The 14,143-nt window shown below is 71.5% G+C and carries 14 protein-coding genes; 7 read left to right on the top strand and 7 right to left on the bottom strand.

From position 1 onward, the window contains the following. Positions 1-30 precede the first annotated feature (30 nt). From AB0C17_RS07580 to AB0C17_RS07565, 4 genes are read left to right on the top strand one after another with little or no spacing between them, the layout of a single operon-like run. A complete protein-coding gene (locus tag AB0C17_RS07580) occupies positions 31-1,674 on the top strand; it encodes an extracellular solute-binding protein (RefSeq protein WP_357387245.1) in 1,644 nt (547 codons plus the stop codon). A gap of 6 nt (positions 1,675-1,680) precedes the next feature. Next, on the top strand, positions 1,681-3,207 hold the full coding sequence (locus AB0C17_RS07575) for a xylan 1,4-beta-xylosidase (RefSeq protein WP_357477223.1): 1,527 nt from the start codon (positions 1,681-1,683) through the stop codon (positions 3,205-3,207). Continuing rightward, on the top strand, positions 3,204-3,893 hold the full coding sequence (locus tag AB0C17_RS07570) for a hypothetical protein (RefSeq protein ID WP_357477220.1): 690 nt from the start codon (positions 3,204-3,206) through the stop codon (positions 3,891-3,893). The genes AB0C17_RS07575 and AB0C17_RS07570 overlap by 4 nt, the downstream gene beginning before the upstream one ends. Continuing rightward, positions 3,890-6,001: an alpha-glucuronidase gene (locus tag AB0C17_RS07565; protein ID WP_357387251.1), complete on the top strand. Its 2,112-nt coding sequence runs from the start codon at positions 3,890-3,892 to the stop codon at positions 5,999-6,001. The genes AB0C17_RS07570 and AB0C17_RS07565 overlap by 4 nt, the downstream gene beginning before the upstream one ends. A 66-nt stretch (positions 6,002-6,067) precedes the next feature. On the opposite strand, the gene AB0C17_RS07560 is transcribed toward AB0C17_RS07565, so the two are convergent. From AB0C17_RS07560 to AB0C17_RS07540, 5 genes are all read right to left on the bottom strand, one after another. After that, the gene (locus AB0C17_RS07560) at positions 6,068-6,238 is read right to left on the bottom strand and encodes a hypothetical protein (RefSeq protein ID WP_184686617.1); all 171 of its coding nucleotides are present in this window, start codon (positions 6,236-6,238) and stop codon (positions 6,068-6,070) included. Between the two features lie 76 nt (positions 6,239-6,314). Then, positions 6,315-6,527 (bottom strand): hypothetical protein, encoded by a 213-nt coding sequence (locus AB0C17_RS07555; protein WP_357387253.1) that lies wholly within the window; start codon positions 6,525-6,527, stop codon positions 6,315-6,317. A 100-nt stretch (positions 6,528-6,627) separates the two neighbouring features. Next, positions 6,628-7,476, bottom strand: a complete 849-nt coding sequence (locus tag AB0C17_RS07550; protein WP_357387255.1) for a nuclear transport factor 2 family protein — start codon at positions 7,474-7,476, stop codon at positions 6,628-6,630. A gap of 38 nt (positions 7,477-7,514) precedes the next feature. After that, entirely contained in the window at positions 7,515-8,525 is a 1,011-nt protein-coding gene (locus tag AB0C17_RS07545; protein ID WP_357387293.1) for a sigma-70 family RNA polymerase sigma factor, read from the bottom strand. 429 nt (positions 8,526-8,954) lie between these two features. Next, a complete protein-coding gene (locus AB0C17_RS07540) occupies positions 8,955-9,113 on the bottom strand; it encodes a hypothetical protein (RefSeq protein ID WP_357477217.1) in 159 nt (52 codons plus the stop codon). On the opposite strand from AB0C17_RS07540, the gene AB0C17_RS07535 reads away from it, so the two are divergent. After that, complete coding sequence (locus tag AB0C17_RS07535) at positions 9,097-10,500, top strand: RICIN domain-containing protein (protein ID WP_357477215.1); 1,404 nt, start codon at positions 9,097-9,099, stop codon at positions 10,498-10,500. The two genes, AB0C17_RS07540 and AB0C17_RS07535, sit on opposite strands and share 17 nt — an antisense overlap. Positions 10,501-10,580: 80 nt before the next feature. On the opposite strand, the gene AB0C17_RS07530 is transcribed toward AB0C17_RS07535, so the two are convergent. Continuing rightward, entirely contained in the window at positions 10,581-12,215 is a 1,635-nt protein-coding gene (locus AB0C17_RS07530) for an Ig-like domain-containing protein (RefSeq protein WP_357477212.1), read from the bottom strand. Positions 12,216-12,342: 127 nt separating this feature from the next. Between AB0C17_RS07530 and AB0C17_RS07525 the strand changes: the two genes are divergently transcribed. Next, on the top strand, positions 12,343-12,615 hold the full coding sequence (locus AB0C17_RS07525; protein WP_357387261.1) for a hypothetical protein: 273 nt from the start codon (positions 12,343-12,345) through the stop codon (positions 12,613-12,615). 130 nt (positions 12,616-12,745) lie between these two features. Further along, a complete protein-coding gene (locus AB0C17_RS07520; RefSeq protein ID WP_357477209.1) occupies positions 12,746-12,961 on the top strand; it encodes a hypothetical protein in 216 nt (71 codons plus the stop codon). A 70-nt stretch (positions 12,962-13,031) separates the two neighbouring features. Here the strand turns inward: AB0C17_RS07520 and rfbB are convergent, their stop codons facing one another. After that, a complete protein-coding gene (rfbB, locus tag AB0C17_RS07515) occupies positions 13,032-14,030 on the bottom strand; it encodes a dTDP-glucose 4,6-dehydratase (RefSeq protein ID WP_357468190.1) in 999 nt (332 codons plus the stop codon). Positions 14,031-14,143 lie beyond the last annotated feature (113 nt).

Here is a 14,143-nt window from a genome sequence, read left to right as displayed (position 1 = left end):
CCACACCCCCACCACCGGAAGGAAGAACCCATGGCCCAGCTGTCCCGGCGCCAGGTACTGCTCGCCAGCGGCGCGGCCGCCGTCGTCGCCCTGGCGGGTTGCGGCGACGACACCCCGGACAAGAAGAACCTCGACCGCAACCGTGCGGGCGCGATGGAGAAGTACGGCATCGGTGACCAGTTCAAGGCCACCGAGCCGGTCACGTTCTCGATCCTCTACAACAACCACCCGAACTACCCGCTGAAGCCCGAGTGGCTGTTCTGGACCGAGCTGGCCGGGCGGACGAACGTCAAGCTGGACCCGGTCGCCGTGCCGCTGAGCGACTACGAGCAGAAGCGCAGTGTGCTGGTCGGCTCCGGCGACGCCCCGATGATCATCCCGAAGACCTACCACCCGCAGGAGAACTCGTACGTCTCCTCCGGCGCCATCCTGCCGGTCAGCGACTACCTCGACCTGATGCCGCACTTCAAGGACAAGATCGAGAAGTGGAAGCTCCAGCCGGAGATGGACACGCTCCGGCAGGAGGACGGCAAGTTCTACCTGCTGCCCGGACTGCACGAGAAGCCCTGGCAGGACTACACCCTCGCGGTCCGCACCGACGTGCTGGAGCAGTTGAAGATCCCGTCCCCGACCACCTGGGACGAGGTGTACGCCATGCTCAAGGCGATGAAGGCGGCCCACCCGGACGTCATCCCGTTCTCCGACCGGTTCGGCAAGCCCAACCCGGCCGGCAACCTGCTGAACATGCTCGCCCTGGCGCACGGCCTGCCCGGCGCCGGCTGGAACTACCAGCCGACGAGCTGGGACGCCGGGGCCGGGAAGTACGTCTTCACCGGCGCCTCGGACGGCTACCGGCAGGTGGTGGAGTACCTCCACAAGCTGGTCGCCGAAGGGCTCCTCGACCCGGAGACGTTCACCCAGACCGACGACCAGGCCCGTCAGAAGCTCGCCAGCGGCAAGTCGTTCGTGATCAGCACGAACGCGCAGACGCTGGTGAACGACTACCGCCCGGACATCGCGAAGATCAACCCCGCCGCCCGGCTCGGCAAGATCCTCTTCCCGGTCGGGCCGGCCGGGCCGGTCAACCCGGCGAGCCGGCTGGAGAACGGCGTGATGATCTCCAGCAAGGCCCGGGACGGCAAGAACTTCGTGGCCATGATGCAGTTCATCGACTGGCTCTGGTATTCCGACGCCGGCCAGGAGTTCGCCAAGTGGGGCGTCGAGGGCACCACGTACACCAAGGACGCCTCGGGCAAGCGCACCCTCGCCCCGGACGTCAACGTCATCGGCCTCAACCCCAAGGGCACCAAGCACCTCCAGAAGGACTTCGGCTTCTACAACGGCGTCTTCGCCTACGGGGGCAAGCTCGACCTGGTGCAGTCGTTCTTCTCGCCCGAGGAACTGGAGTTCCAGAAGGAGATGAACGCCCGCAAGGCCGCGTCCTGGGTGACTCCGCCACCCGCGCCGCTCAGTGACGAGGAGCGGGAGCAGACGACGCTGTGGGCGACCGCGCTGAAGGACCACGTCACCCAGAACACGCTGAAGTTCGCCCTCGGCCAGCGGCCGCTGAGCGAGTGGGACGCCTACGTCTCGGAGCTGAGGGGCAAGAACGCGCAGGCCTACACCGACCTGGTCAACAAGGCGTACGACCGGTACCGCAAGAACCACGGCTGACCGGCGATGCGCGAAACCGTTCCCGAGCGGCCCACCGGCCGGTTGACCGACGCCTGGCGTACCTGCGTCGGCACCGGCCGGTTCGACCTGGCCCTGCGACGCGACTACCAGGACTCGCTGGCGCTGGTGCAGCGGGACATCGGCTTCCGGCACATCCGCGGGCACGGGCTGCTCAGCGACGGCGTCGGCGTGCACCGCCCCTACACCTACCAGGGCGAGCGCCGGGTACGGCACGCCTTCACCTACGTCGACCAGGTCGTCGACGCCTACCTCGCCATGGGCATCCGGCCCTTCGTGGAGCTGGGGTTCATGCCCTCGGCGCTCGCCTCCGGCGACCAGACGGTGTTCTGGTGGCGGGGCAACGTGACGCCGCCCCGGTCGTACACCGAATGGGGTGACCTGGTCCGCGCCACGGTGGCCCACCTGGTCGACCGGTACGGCCTCGACGAGGTACGCGGCTGGCCCATCGAGGTGTGGAACGAGCCCAACCTGACGGCGTTCTGGCAGGGCGCCGACCAGGACGCCTACCACCGCCTGTACGAGGTGTCGGCGCACGCCGTCAAGGACGTCGACGCGGCGCTGCTGGTCGGCGGCCCGGCCCTCTCCCCCGGCGCCGACGAGTGGCTCAAGCCGTTCGCCGAGTTCGTCACCGACCGCGACGTGCCAGTCGACTTCGTCAGCCGGCACGCCTACACCTCCGGCCCGGCGCGGCACCTGCCGTTCGGCACCCGGCAGACCCTGGCACCCGCCGCGGACCTGCTGGAACAGTTCGCCGCACCCCGCCGGCACCTGGCCGGCACCGCGCTGGCCGACCGTCCGGTGCACATCACCGAGTTCAACTCCTCGTATCGGCCGGACAACCCGATCCACGACACGGCCTTCCACGCCGCCTACCTCGCGCCGGTGCTGGCCGGCGGCGGGGACCTGGTCGACTCCTTCTCCTACTGGACCTTCAGCGACGTGTTCGAGGAGGAGGGGGTGCCCACCGCGCCGCTGCACGGCGGCTTCGGACTGCTCACCCACCGGCAGATCAAGAAACCCACCTACCACCTGTACGCGTTCATGGCCCGGCTCGGCGACGAGGTGCTCGCGCGCGGCCCGGACCACCTCGTCACCCGGCACCCCGACGGCCGGGTCGCGGTGCTGGCCTGGGCCCCTGTCGACGTCACCGGCCGGGAGCCGGCGCCCGAACGGCACACCCTGTCGCTGTCGGTCCCGGTCGGCCCGCCGGGCACCGCGTCGGCGTTCCTGCTCCGCTCGTCGGTGAGCGAGGACGCCGGCAACGCCTGGTCCGCCTGGCGGGAGATGGGCGGCCCGCACTCGCCCCGGCCCCGGCAGCTCGACGCGTTGCGCGAGGCGGCCGAGCCGGCCCGTACCCATCGCGCCCTGCCGGTCGCGGCCGGGCGGGCCGACCTCGACCTCGTCCTCGCCCGGCACGAGGTGACCCTCGCCGAACTGACGCCGGTGGTGGACGAGACCCCGCCGTGGTGGGACGACGACCGGTTGCTCGACCCGCCCGGGGAGCAGACGTGAGCCGCGCGACCGGCGGGCTGCGGGAGTTCGGCGACGGGCCGTTGTCGCGGGCCGCCGCGACGGTCCACACCCTGCTCGTGGTCGAGCTGCTGCTCCTGGCAAGCGTGCTGCCCGGCCTCGCTGTGCTCGTGCTGCTCGACCGCGACAGCAGCAACCTCCCGCTGGTCGCCGCCGCCGCGCTGCCGCTCGGTCCGGCGGTCTCGGCCGCGCTGCACACGCTGCGGCACCAGCGCCCCGACCTGACCGACCTCCGTCCCGCCGCCGCGTTCCGCAGGGCCTACCGGGCCAACCTGGCGGGCGTGCTGCGCGTCTGGGCGCCGACGCTGCTGTGGCTCGCAGTCATCGCTGTCAACCTGGCGAACCTGCCCGCCGCCGCCGTCCCCGGCTGGTGGGCCGTGCCGCTTGTGGTGGTCGGCGCGGGGGTGATCCTGGTCGGGGTCAACGCGCTGGTGATCGTCTCCCTGTTCGCCTTCCGCACCCGCGACGTGCTGCGGCTCGCCGTCTACTACCTGGCGCGCAGGCCCGGCGTGACGGTCGGCAACGTCGCGCTGCTGGCCGCCGCCGCCGGCGTCACCGCGGTGTTCTCCGAGGCGGTGCTGGCCCTGTTCGCCGCGCTCCTGGTGCTGGCCCTGCTGCGGATCGGCGACCCCATGATCGATGACATCCGGGCGGAGTTCACCGCGTGAGCGTCCCGGTCGCCGGCCGCGCGTCGGCCGACAGCGGCGAGTCGGCCTGGCACGCCGCCTGGCTACCGCCCGCGGCGTTCCGCGAACTCGGCTCCCGGCCGGTGCTGGTGCACGGCGACGGGCCCCTGGTCGACACCGTCATCGACGAGGTGAGCCGGGCCTGCGCCCGGTACGGCGGGCGGCTCTGGCACGGTCCACCGTGGCCTGTCGACGCGGACCTGGTGCTGGCCCTGCGCGGGGCCGGCCCGGTGCCGAACGCGGCGGCGGAGACGGCCCGGCTCGATGCGACACCGGCGGTGAACGGCACCGGCGACGGCTCCCTCGGCGACGAGGGGTACCTGCTGGCACGGGTGAGCGGCGTGACAGTGGTCCTGGCCGACGCGCCGGCCGGCCTGTTGTACGGGATGTTCCACGTCCTCCGGCTCGGCGCGGCGGCCTTCCACCGCGACCTTCCGGCGCGGCGGCACCGGCCGGCACTGGACCGGCGGATGCTCGACCACTGGGACAACGTGGCCGTACACCCGGTGTCGGGGCAGGTCGAGCGGGGCTACGCCGGTGGTTCCCTGTTCTGGCGCGACGGCGCCGCCCGGCGCGAGCCCGCCCGGCTGCGCGACTACGCACGCCTGCTCGCCGCCTGCGGCGTCAACGCGATCACCGTGAACAACGTCAACGTGCACGACACCGAGGCTCTACTGCTGACCGACCGGCTCGGCGACGTCGCGGAGATCGCCGAGGTGCTCCGCCCGTACGGCATCCGGGTGCATCTGGCGGTGACCTTCGCCGCCCCGGTGGTCCTCGGCGGCCTGCCCACCGCCGATCCGCTGGACGAGCGGGTACGGGCCTGGTGGGCCGCCGCCACCCGGCGGGTCTACCGGCGGATCCCCGACTTCGGCGGCTATCTGGTGAAGGCCGACTCCGAGGGCCGGCCCGGCCCGTTCGCGTACGGGCGCGACCACGCCGACGGCGCGAACCTGCTCGCCGAGGCGCTCGCCCCGCACGGCGGCGTGGTGCGCTGGCGGGCGTTCGTCTACGACCACCACCAGGACTGGCGGGACCGGTCGACCGACCGGGCCCGGGCCGCACACGACCACTTCGCGCCGCTTGACGGACGGTTCGCCGACAATGTGATCGTCCAGGTGAAGTTCGGCCCGATCGACTTCCAGCCACGCGAGCCGGTGTCCCCGGTGCTCGCCGCGATGCCGTCCACCCGGCTGGCGGTGGAGGTGCAGGCGACACAGGAGTACACCGGCCAGCAGCGGCACGTCTGCTACCTCGCGCCCTGGTGGAGCGAGGTGCTGCGGTTCCGGCCCCGGGGCGCGGCCGGCGGCACGATCGCCGACGTGGCGGCCGGCCGGGCGGGCACCGGTGGCGGCCTGGTCGCCGTGGCCAACGTGGGCGACGACCCGTTCTGGACCGGGCACCCGCTGGCCCAGGCGAACCTGTACGCCTTCGGCCGGCTCGCCTGGGACCCGCTGCTGGATCCCGCCGCGATCCTCGACGAGTGGATCGACCTGACCTGGCTGCCGGTCACCACGGGCGATCCGGATCTGGTGCGGCGGACGACGCACGCGATCATGGACGATTCCTGGCGTACCTACGAGCGCTACACCGCCCCGCTCGGCGTCGGCTTCATGGTGCGGCCCGGCCACCACTACGGCCCGGACGTGGACGGCTACGAGTACACCCAGTGGGGCACCTACCACTTCGCCGACCGCGACGGCGTCGGGGTGGACCGGACCCGGGCGACCGGGACCGGCTTCACCGGCCAGTACCCGCCGCCGTGGTCGGAGGTGTACGAGTCACGCGAGCGCTGCCCGGACGAACTGCTGTTGTTCTTCCATCACGTCCCGTACCGGCACGTGCTGCACAGCGGCAGTACCGTCATCCAGCACATCTACGACACGCACTTCGCCGGGGTCGAGGAGGTGGCGTCGATGCGGGAGCGGTGGCGGCTCCTCGCCGGGGCGGTCGGCCCCGCCGTCCACGAGCGGGTGGCCGAGCGCCTCGACGAGCAGTACCGCAGCGCCGTCGAGTGGCGGGACCAGATCAACACCTACTTCTTCCGTAAGTCCGGCGTGCCGGACGCGCACGGTCGCCGCATCCACTGAGCCGGCGCGCTCACCAGGGGTGCCCGGTGCCGTCCTCGATCTTCTGGATGTCCCGGCACCGGCCGGTCAGGCCGGTTCCGGTACGCCCCCGGGCTCCCCGTCGTCGGGCATCGGCTCGACCGGGGCCTCGGGCAGCTCGCCCGGCGTGTCCGGGAGGAGTTCGCCGGGGTCGTCCGGTACGTCCTCACGCGGGTCGATCGGCGGGTAGAGCTCGGGATCGAGGTCGGGGTTGGTCATCGGCCCAGTATCCGACGCCTCAGCCGATACCGCCCGCCGAGCACACCAGCCCTTTGCCCCCGCGGTCCACGCGCGGTCACGGGGTCTCACCGTCGCCGACCGAGGAGCGGTCCGCCGGCTTGCGCAACCACAGCCACACCCCCGCCAGCAGGCACGCCGCGCCGCCGATCGCGACCGCCGTCTCGGCCGGTTCGGAGAGATCGTCGAGGAACGGGAAGGTGCGGGTGGCCGCCATCGCCAGCAGCCCGATCAGCAACAGGAGGCCGGCGGCAATGCGCTGGAGAGTCATGCGCTTCATTGGATCATGCCGTCGCCACGGCCCGCGGGCGCCGTCGCCCCGGTCGTTGCCGAGTCACCGCGGGCGGAACCCGTCGGCGGACACGGCGCCGCTACGGACGCAGATCCGTCCGCGCCGTCCCGGTCGAGGGGTCGTACGGGTAGGAGAGGTGCTGGTGGGTCATCAGCCAGGCCCCGTCGCGCCGCTGGAAGACCCGGGTGCCCCGCGACCAGCTCTCGATCGGCAGACCGCCGCCCGGGCGCACCGAGACGCGGTTGAGGCCCCACGCGACGGCGAGGTCGCCGTCGACCACGATCGTCAGGTCGGGCACGTCCCAGGCGACCGCTCCGTCACCTGACGCCGCCAGGCCCGCCGCGCAGACCTCGCGGACCGCGTCCACGCCGACGTATCGCAGCGGCTGGTCGTGCTCGTACGAGACCACGTCGTCGGCGACCGCATCCATCAGGGCATCGAGGTCCTTGGCCGCGGTGCCCTCGAACCAGCGCTGGTGGAGCCCGCGTACCTCCGCCTCGGCGGCGGCCGCGTCCGAGGCCGCCTCGACGGCATCGGCGAGCGGGAAGGAGTGGTGTTCGTGGGTGACGACCCACCGGCCCTCCCGCCTCCGCAGACCGAACGTCAGCCGCAGGCGGTTCGCCGGACGTGCGGCGAAGTCAGCCGCCGTGCCGCAGCGCACGAGCGCGTACGCGAAGGCCACGTCCTCGCCTGCGACGACGTCCAGCGACTCGACCTCGAACGACGCGCCCTGCGCCTGCCACCCGAAGAACGGCGGCCAGATCTCCCGGTAGGCGTCCAGCCCGCGCACGCCCTCGTACGGCGGCGGCACGTCGAACATCACCATGTCCTCGGCATGGTCGGCCAGGACGCCGGCGAGGTTCCCGTCATGAACCGCGGCGGCCCAGCGCTCGACCACGGCCCGGATCTGTTCTTCGTTGCTCGGCATGTCCGCTCTGCCCTTCGTGGCTGGTGCACCCGTCAGGACTACAACCCCGGCCGAACCGCGAACTCATCGCGTCCGCGCGAACTTTCCGGCAGCCGCTCCGGTAGGTCGAAGGCGGGCAGGCGCGCGTCGAGGAACGAGACGACCTCAGCCACCCGGCGGCCCCGCAGCACGAGCAGGTCCAGCCCCGCCGGCAGGTAGGCGGCTGCCGTGTCGTTCCACAGGTACGTCCCGAAAGCGAGCTGCCCGTTGGCGCTCGTCGGCAGGAACCGCCACCTTCGCCCACCGGTGACCTCGGACAGGAAACCGCGGAGCTGCTCATGACCCTCGTACCAGACGGTCAGCGGCGGCATCGAGTACCGCGCGTCCCGCGTCAGCATCGCCACGATCGTCTCGACGTCCCCGGATTCCCACGCCGCGGCGTACCGCCTGGCCACCTCCCGCTGCCCCGCGTCGCCCAACTCGGCGAGGATCCGCTGCTGACTGCCGGACGGCGTCAGCCCGGCGACGATCCGGCGGGCCCGCTGCGTCGCGCTGTTGACCGCGGCGACCGTGGAGACCAGCATCCCGGCGGTCTCCTCGGCGGAGTAACCGAGAACGTCTCGCAGCAGTAGGACGGCACGTTGTCGCGGTGGCAGATGCTGCAACGCGGCGACGAACGCGAGTTCCATGGTCTCCCTCGCGATCACGTGGGCCTCCGGATCCGGTCGAACGGGCGGGGCCGCGATGCGGTCCGGATACGGTTCGAGCCAGCTCACCTCGGCCCGGGACACGCCCTGGGCGGTGAAGTCGGTGGGCAGTTCGCGCCGCCCGCGCGAGTGGAGGAGCGAAAGCGCGCGGTTGGTGGCGATCCGGTAGAGCCATGGCCGGATCGAATGCCCCTCGAACCGGCTGACAGCCCGCCACGCCCGGTCCATGGTGTCCTGGACCGCGTCCTCCGCGTCGTGGAAGGAACCGAGCATCCGGTAGCAGTGCGCACGGAGCTCGTCCCGCAGGGGTGCGACCAGACGACTGAAGGCCGCGCCGTCGCCCGCACGCGCCGCCGCCAGCATCCTCGCCGTCGCGTCGCCGCCCGACGGACCGGTTTCCGTGGATGGTTCGCCCTGGCTCACCCGTCTCAATCTACTGCCGGGCACCGATCGAACACGGCGCTCCCCACGCCCCACCCCGGTGGCGGCCGGTGGGGCCGAATCACGAGAGAGAACGATATTCGTCGATTCCTTGACACCCCAGACGCGGTCGCCAACACTTGTTCGCAACGCGCACTTAACAATCAGAAGCATGGTGCCGCCTCGGCGTGACCCGCCGGAGTTGCTCGCGCGGCACGTCAACCACCGCCAAAGACCAAGAAGCCCGGGTTGCTGGGGACGCAACGGTGTTAGCGCTAACAATGCCGGCGTTCCCGGAGGACCTCATGGCTGCCGCACCACGGCGGGCAGCAGCGGCTCCGGCAGCCTGAGCTCGAACCCAGAGAGGCTGGATCACGTGACCGACCACTTCCTGACACGGATCACGTCGTCGAGGCGCCATGCAACGGGACAACCGCGGCGCACCCGGTCGTTACGCCGGCTGCTGATCGTGCCGGTGGCCGCGATGACGGCGATGGTCGGCGGCGTCGCCGTCATGTCGTCGCCGGCCATCGCCGCCACCAACCAGTTCCGGGGCATGAACTGGGCCGTGTTGGGCGACAACTTCAGCACCGGTCCCCTCGTCGTGCAGGGTCTGAGCTCCTCCGACAGCAACGCCACGGTGCGGGCCAAGGCCAACGCCCTCTACGACGACATGGCTTCCACCATGGGGGTCAACACCGTCCGGCTGCCCGTCAACACCCACACGGTGGGGACGGCCTGGTGGGACGCCTACCGGGGCGCCATCGACGCCGCCACCGCCCGCGGGTTCAAGGTCATCCTGGCCTACTGGGAGGACGGCGCCGCCTCCGGCGGCAGGATCACGAACCTCTCCGCGTGGAACACGATGTGGTCCACTGTGACGAACACGTACGGCTCGAACCCCAACGTCTACTTCGAGCCGATGAACGAACCCCACGGTTACAGCTCGACGGAGTGGCGCAACGTCGCGGCCAACTGGCTCAGCTACCACTACTCGGCGGCGCCCAGCCGGGTGCTGATCGGGGGCACCGGCTTCAGCCAGGACCTGCGGGACATCTGCAACGACACCCGCTTCAACTCGACGTTGCTCTCGTTCCACTACTACGCCTTCTTCTACGGCGCGATGACCTACGACGCCTTCCGGAGCCACATCCAGACCCGCCTCGGCAGCTGCGCCGACCGGGCCGTCGCCACCGAGTTCGGCGCGCCCATGAGCGACGGCCGCAACTACGCCGACGCGAACAGCACCGACAACTTCGTGCGTTACATCCGCGCCATGGCCCAGGTCATGCGCGACAACCGGATGGGCGGCACCTACTGGCCCGCGCTCGGCGGCAAGCCCGGCACGATCGGCTACGACTGGTACTCGATGTACTCGCTCAGCGGCGGCGGCACCGACCTCCATCTGACCGTCCGCAACACCTCCGGCGCCGACCAGGTCCGCTACGGCTGGGGCGACACCGTCGGCGGCGGCCCCACGACGCCGCCGCCGTCGACGGACACGTTCTACCGGGTCGTCGTGCGTCACAGCGGAAAGGCCATGGACGTCCAGGCACCGAACACCGAGAACGGCTCGCGCGTCGGCCAGTACACGTACAACGGCAACGCGTGGCAGCAGTGGCAGTTCCAGGACGCCGGCAGCGGCTACTGGCGCCTGGTCAGCCGCAACAGCGGGAAGTGCCTCGACGTGGCGAGCGCGTCCACAGCCGACGGCGCCGAGCTGATCCAGTACACCTGTGGCAGCGGCACCAACCAGCAGTTCCAGATGGTCGCAGCCGGCAGCTACTTCCAGCTCCGGGCACGGCACAGCGGCAAGTGCGTGGACGTACCGGCCGCGTCGACGGCGGACGGTGTGGTCCTCAAGCAGTACGCGTGCAACACCGGTGCCAACCAGCAGTGGTCGCGTACGAGCGTCTGACCGGCCCTACGGCCGCTGCCGGCAGCAACGGGCCGGGTCGAGCGGGCCCGTTGCTGCCGGTGTGGCTCACCCTCCCCCGGTCACCGGCGCAGGTGGCCGATGCCGTGCTGATCCAGCCAGGCGACCGTCCGCGGCACGAACGTCGGCGCCGCCGGGCCGGCGCTGACGTCGGTGGCGATCAGCGGTACCTGGGCGGCGACCGGGAGCAGGGTCGACCGCCAGCAGGCGGGCGTGGCGCAGGCCGAACGGTCGTCGACGCGCCAGGCGGCGGCCACGCTGCGGCCGTCCGGGTCGGCCGGGCGGTATTCCAGCCACCGGCGCAGGTCGTTACCGCCGTCGACCCCGGCGGCGAGGACCAGGTTGAACGAGCCCTGGACGCGAAGCAGGCGAATCTGCTCCTGTACGCCGAAGGGCGGCAGGCCGGTGCCCGAGCACGCGGGGCCGCCGTCGCGCCAGCAGGCCCAGACCGTCGCGGGATCGGCGCCGCCGGCCGCCGGGAAGTCGTACGGCGAGATGTCGAGGACCACCGCGTTGTCGTCACCGAACACCTCCGCCGCCGCGCTCCAGAAAGTACGGGCGGCGAGAGTGTCGCTCTGGCGCAGGGACACGATGGGTGTGATGCCGGCCCGGATGAGCCGGTCGACGTACCGGGCCGCCTCGTCGAGGTACCCGACGCGGTTCTGCCTGTCGGCAGGGCTGCCGGTGTAGACGTAGCAGGCGTCGCTCAGCACGACCCGCACCGCGTTGACGCCGCGGGCCCGCAGCGCGCCCACTGACGCGTCGTCGACCGGGCCGTCCCAGCGAACCGGTCCCCAGGCGCACTCGCCGGGCAGGGCCGACCGGATGATTCCACGCGGCCGGTACGGCCTCGGGTCGGCGGTGACGGTGAGGATGCGGTTGCCGAATGCCTTCAGCGCGGGCGCGGCACCGGGTGCCCGCGGCGGGAGCACCCGGATGCCGCGGACCTCGGCGGTGGCCTGGGCGCCGCCGCTGTCGAAGGCGGTGGCGGTGACGCGGGTACCGCTGTTGGGCGGCACGCCGCGCCAGTCGAACGCGTACGGCGCGGTGGTGTCCACGGCGAGCAACGTGCCGCGCTCCCGGAACTCGACCCGCTCGATCCGCCGGCCGGCCGCCGCAGTGGCCTCCGCCCGGATCGGGATGACGCCCGGCGCGGCGAAGAAGTCGTTGGGCAGGGGCGAGGTGAGCGCCACCGACGGCCCGCCCGGCAGAGGGCTGGGCCGCGGGCTCCCGGAGGCTGCCGGCGACGACGAGCCGGTCGGGCCGGCGACGTCCGCGTCGCACGGCTGGCCGCTCAACATCCAGTCGGTCGGCTCGGGATCGGCACCCCGGTAGTTGCCGCCGAACCGCACCGTCACCGAGGCGCCGGTCGGCAGCGTGGACCCCGCCGGGGGGCGGAGCATGGTTACCGGGTACATCTCGCCGCTGCCCAGCGTGTATCCCTCCGGCAGCCGGTCGAGGCCCATGGTGATCGTCTGACCGCTGGCCTGCCGGAACCGCAGCCACCAGTCGGTGACGGGAGAGCCCAGATTGGTGAGGGTGAGCTCGGCCCAGAAGCCGGTGGACCACTCACGGGTGATTGTGTAGTCGACCGTGCACACGGGCGCGGCGTAGGCCGGCCGCAGCACCATCGTCATGGTCCCGCCGACGACAACAGCTGCGGCTGCGGCCAGCGCGAGGATCCTCCGTCGCATCATGCCCCCATGTATCGACACACATCTCTTCATGCAGCCTCAGCGGTCGGGACACGATCTGTCAATACCGTGCCGCCCGCTGCCGCCTGTGAGCGTGCGGTCGCCGGGACCGGCGGATAAGGTGCGGCACATGCGATCGCTGATTGCGGCAATCGTCGAACACGAGGAGGCCGCCAGCTTCCTGGCCTGGCCGGGCGACTTCGACCTCGACCGGAGAGACCACGTCGAGGACGTCCACCTCGCATCAGGCGTGGCACTCGAAGGCCTCGCGGGTGACGGCGCCGGGGGCACGTACTTCTTCTGCGGTGACGGTGGCGAGGAACGGCCGGTCCTGTATGCGGACTCGGAAGGCAGCGCGGCCCTCGTGGCGATCGGGCTGGAGCAGCGCCGTACCACAGATTGATCAACGACTGAGGGCACTGCCCAGCGGGTACGGGCGGCGATGCGGAGCGATGGTGCTATCGCCGCGCAGCGGCCGGACGCGGCCGTTCGTCTCTTGAAGACGGTGCGCCGGGATGCGATCGTCACCGGCTATGAGCCCGCAACGACACGAACGCCCCCGACGGCCGAGCGACGACATCGAGGACCGGCGCGACCGGCGCGACGCACGGATCCGCGCCGATCGTGTGGAGATCGCGATGGCGGAGCTGGAGGACAGGCCGCCGACCGACGACATCGAGTTCGGGCCCGACCGGGACACGCGTACGTGGCGCGGCGGATCGCCCGGACTCGGCCGGCGACGCCGCTGAACACACGGCGCGCCCGTGACGGCGCCGGCTACCGGGTCGCGGCGGGTGCGGCATCCGCCCGGGCGTGACCTCAGCCCGCTGTCTCACCGGCGGCGCGGTAGCCCTCCTCGACGGTCCGCTTCCGCGGCTTCCACCACCATTCGTTGGCGCGGTACCAGTCGATGGTGGCCGCGAGCCCGTCGCGGAACGAACCGAACCGCGGCCGCCAGCCCAGCTCGGTGCGCAGCTTCGTGGAGTCGTTGGCGTAGCGCAGATCGTGCCCCGGGCGGTCGGGCACCAGATCGTACGCGTCGGCCGGCCGGTCCATCAGGGTGAGGATCAGCTCGACGATCTCGCGGTTGCTGCGTTCGTCGCCGGAGCCGATGAGGTAGGTCTCGCCGAGCCGGCCGTGCCGCAGGATCAGGTGGACCGCCTCGTTGTGGTCGTCGACGTGCGTCCACTCGCGGACGTTGACGCCGGTCCCGTACAGCTTCGGGCGCTCACCGATCAGCACGTTGGTGACCTGCCGGGGGATGAACTTCTCCACGTGCTGGAACGGCCCGTAGTTGTTGGCGCAGTTGGAGAGCGTCGCCGCCACGCCATAGGACCGGACCCACGCGCGCACCAGCAGGTCCGATCCCGCCTTGGTGGCGGAGTAGGGGCTCGACGGGTCGTACGCGGTCCGCTCGGTGAACTTCGCGGGCCCGTCCAGCGGAAGATCACCGAACACCTCGTCGGTGGAGACGTGGTGGAACCGGACGTCGTGCCGGCGTACGGCCTCCAGCAGGGTGAACGTGCCGATCAGGTTGGTCCGGACGAACGGCTCCGGATCGCGTAACGAGTTGTCGACGTGTGACTCGGCGGCGAAGTGGACGACCACGTCGGAGCCGGCGACCAGGGTGTCCACCAGCTCGGCGTCGCAGATGTCGCCGTGCACGAACTCCACCCGGTCCTCGACCGGGCCGAGGCTCGCGCGGTTGCCCGCGTAGGTCAGGGCGTCAAGGACACGGATCCGGTACTCGGGGTGGTGCCGCAGGGTGTGGTGGACGAAGTTCGACCCGATGAACCCCGCGCCCCCGGTGACCAGCATTCTCGTCATGAGTCGTCACTCTATCGGCCGCCAGGGTCTCGACCGATTCACCGAAGGCGATGACACCGCATTCCGGAAGAAGCGCGGCACGGGCGCGGGCGGCCCCCTCGGCT

It is taken from the genome of Micromonospora sp. NPDC048887, from assembly GCF_040649715.1.
Taxonomy (GTDB): domain Bacteria; phylum Actinomycetota; class Actinomycetes; order Mycobacteriales; family Micromonosporaceae; genus Micromonospora.
This window is presented reverse-complemented; position numbering and strand designations above follow the sequence as displayed.

Coding starts and splice junctions, on each gene's coding strand:
- AB0C17_RS07575 (WP_357477223.1), top strand. CDS start 1,681: ATGCGCGAAACCGTTCCCGAGCGGCCCACCGGCCGGTTGACCGACGCC.
- AB0C17_RS07580 (WP_357387245.1), top strand. CDS start 31: ATGGCCCAGCTGTCCCGGCGCCAGGTACTGCTCGCCAGCGGCGCGGCC.
- rfbB (WP_357468190.1), bottom strand. CDS start 14,030: ATGCTGGTCACCGGGGGCGCGGGGTTCATCGGGTCGAACTTCGTCCAC.
- AB0C17_RS07520 (WP_357477209.1), top strand. CDS start 12,746: ATGAGCCCGCAACGACACGAACGCCCCCGACGGCCGAGCGACGACATC.
- AB0C17_RS07545 (WP_357387293.1), bottom strand. CDS start 8,525: ATGCTGGCGGCGGCGCGTGCGGGCGACGGCGCGGCCTTCAGTCGTCTG.
- AB0C17_RS07560 (WP_184686617.1), bottom strand. CDS start 6,238: ATGACCAACCCCGACCTCGATCCCGAGCTCTACCCGCCGATCGACCCG.
- AB0C17_RS07530 (WP_357477212.1), bottom strand. CDS start 12,215: ATGATGCGACGGAGGATCCTCGCGCTGGCCGCAGCCGCAGCTGTTGTC.
- AB0C17_RS07535 (WP_357477215.1), top strand. CDS start 9,097: ATGTCGTCGCCGGCCATCGCCGCCACCAACCAGTTCCGGGGCATGAAC.
- AB0C17_RS07525 (WP_357387261.1), top strand. CDS start 12,343: ATGCGATCGCTGATTGCGGCAATCGTCGAACACGAGGAGGCCGCCAGC.
- AB0C17_RS07540 (WP_357477217.1), bottom strand. CDS start 9,113: ATGGCCGGCGACGACATGACGGCGACGCCGCCGACCATCGCCGTCATC.
- AB0C17_RS07550 (WP_357387255.1), bottom strand. CDS start 7,476: ATGCCGAGCAACGAAGAACAGATCCGGGCCGTGGTCGAGCGCTGGGCC.
- AB0C17_RS07555 (WP_357387253.1), bottom strand. CDS start 6,527: ATGACTCTCCAGCGCATTGCCGCCGGCCTCCTGTTGCTGATCGGGCTG.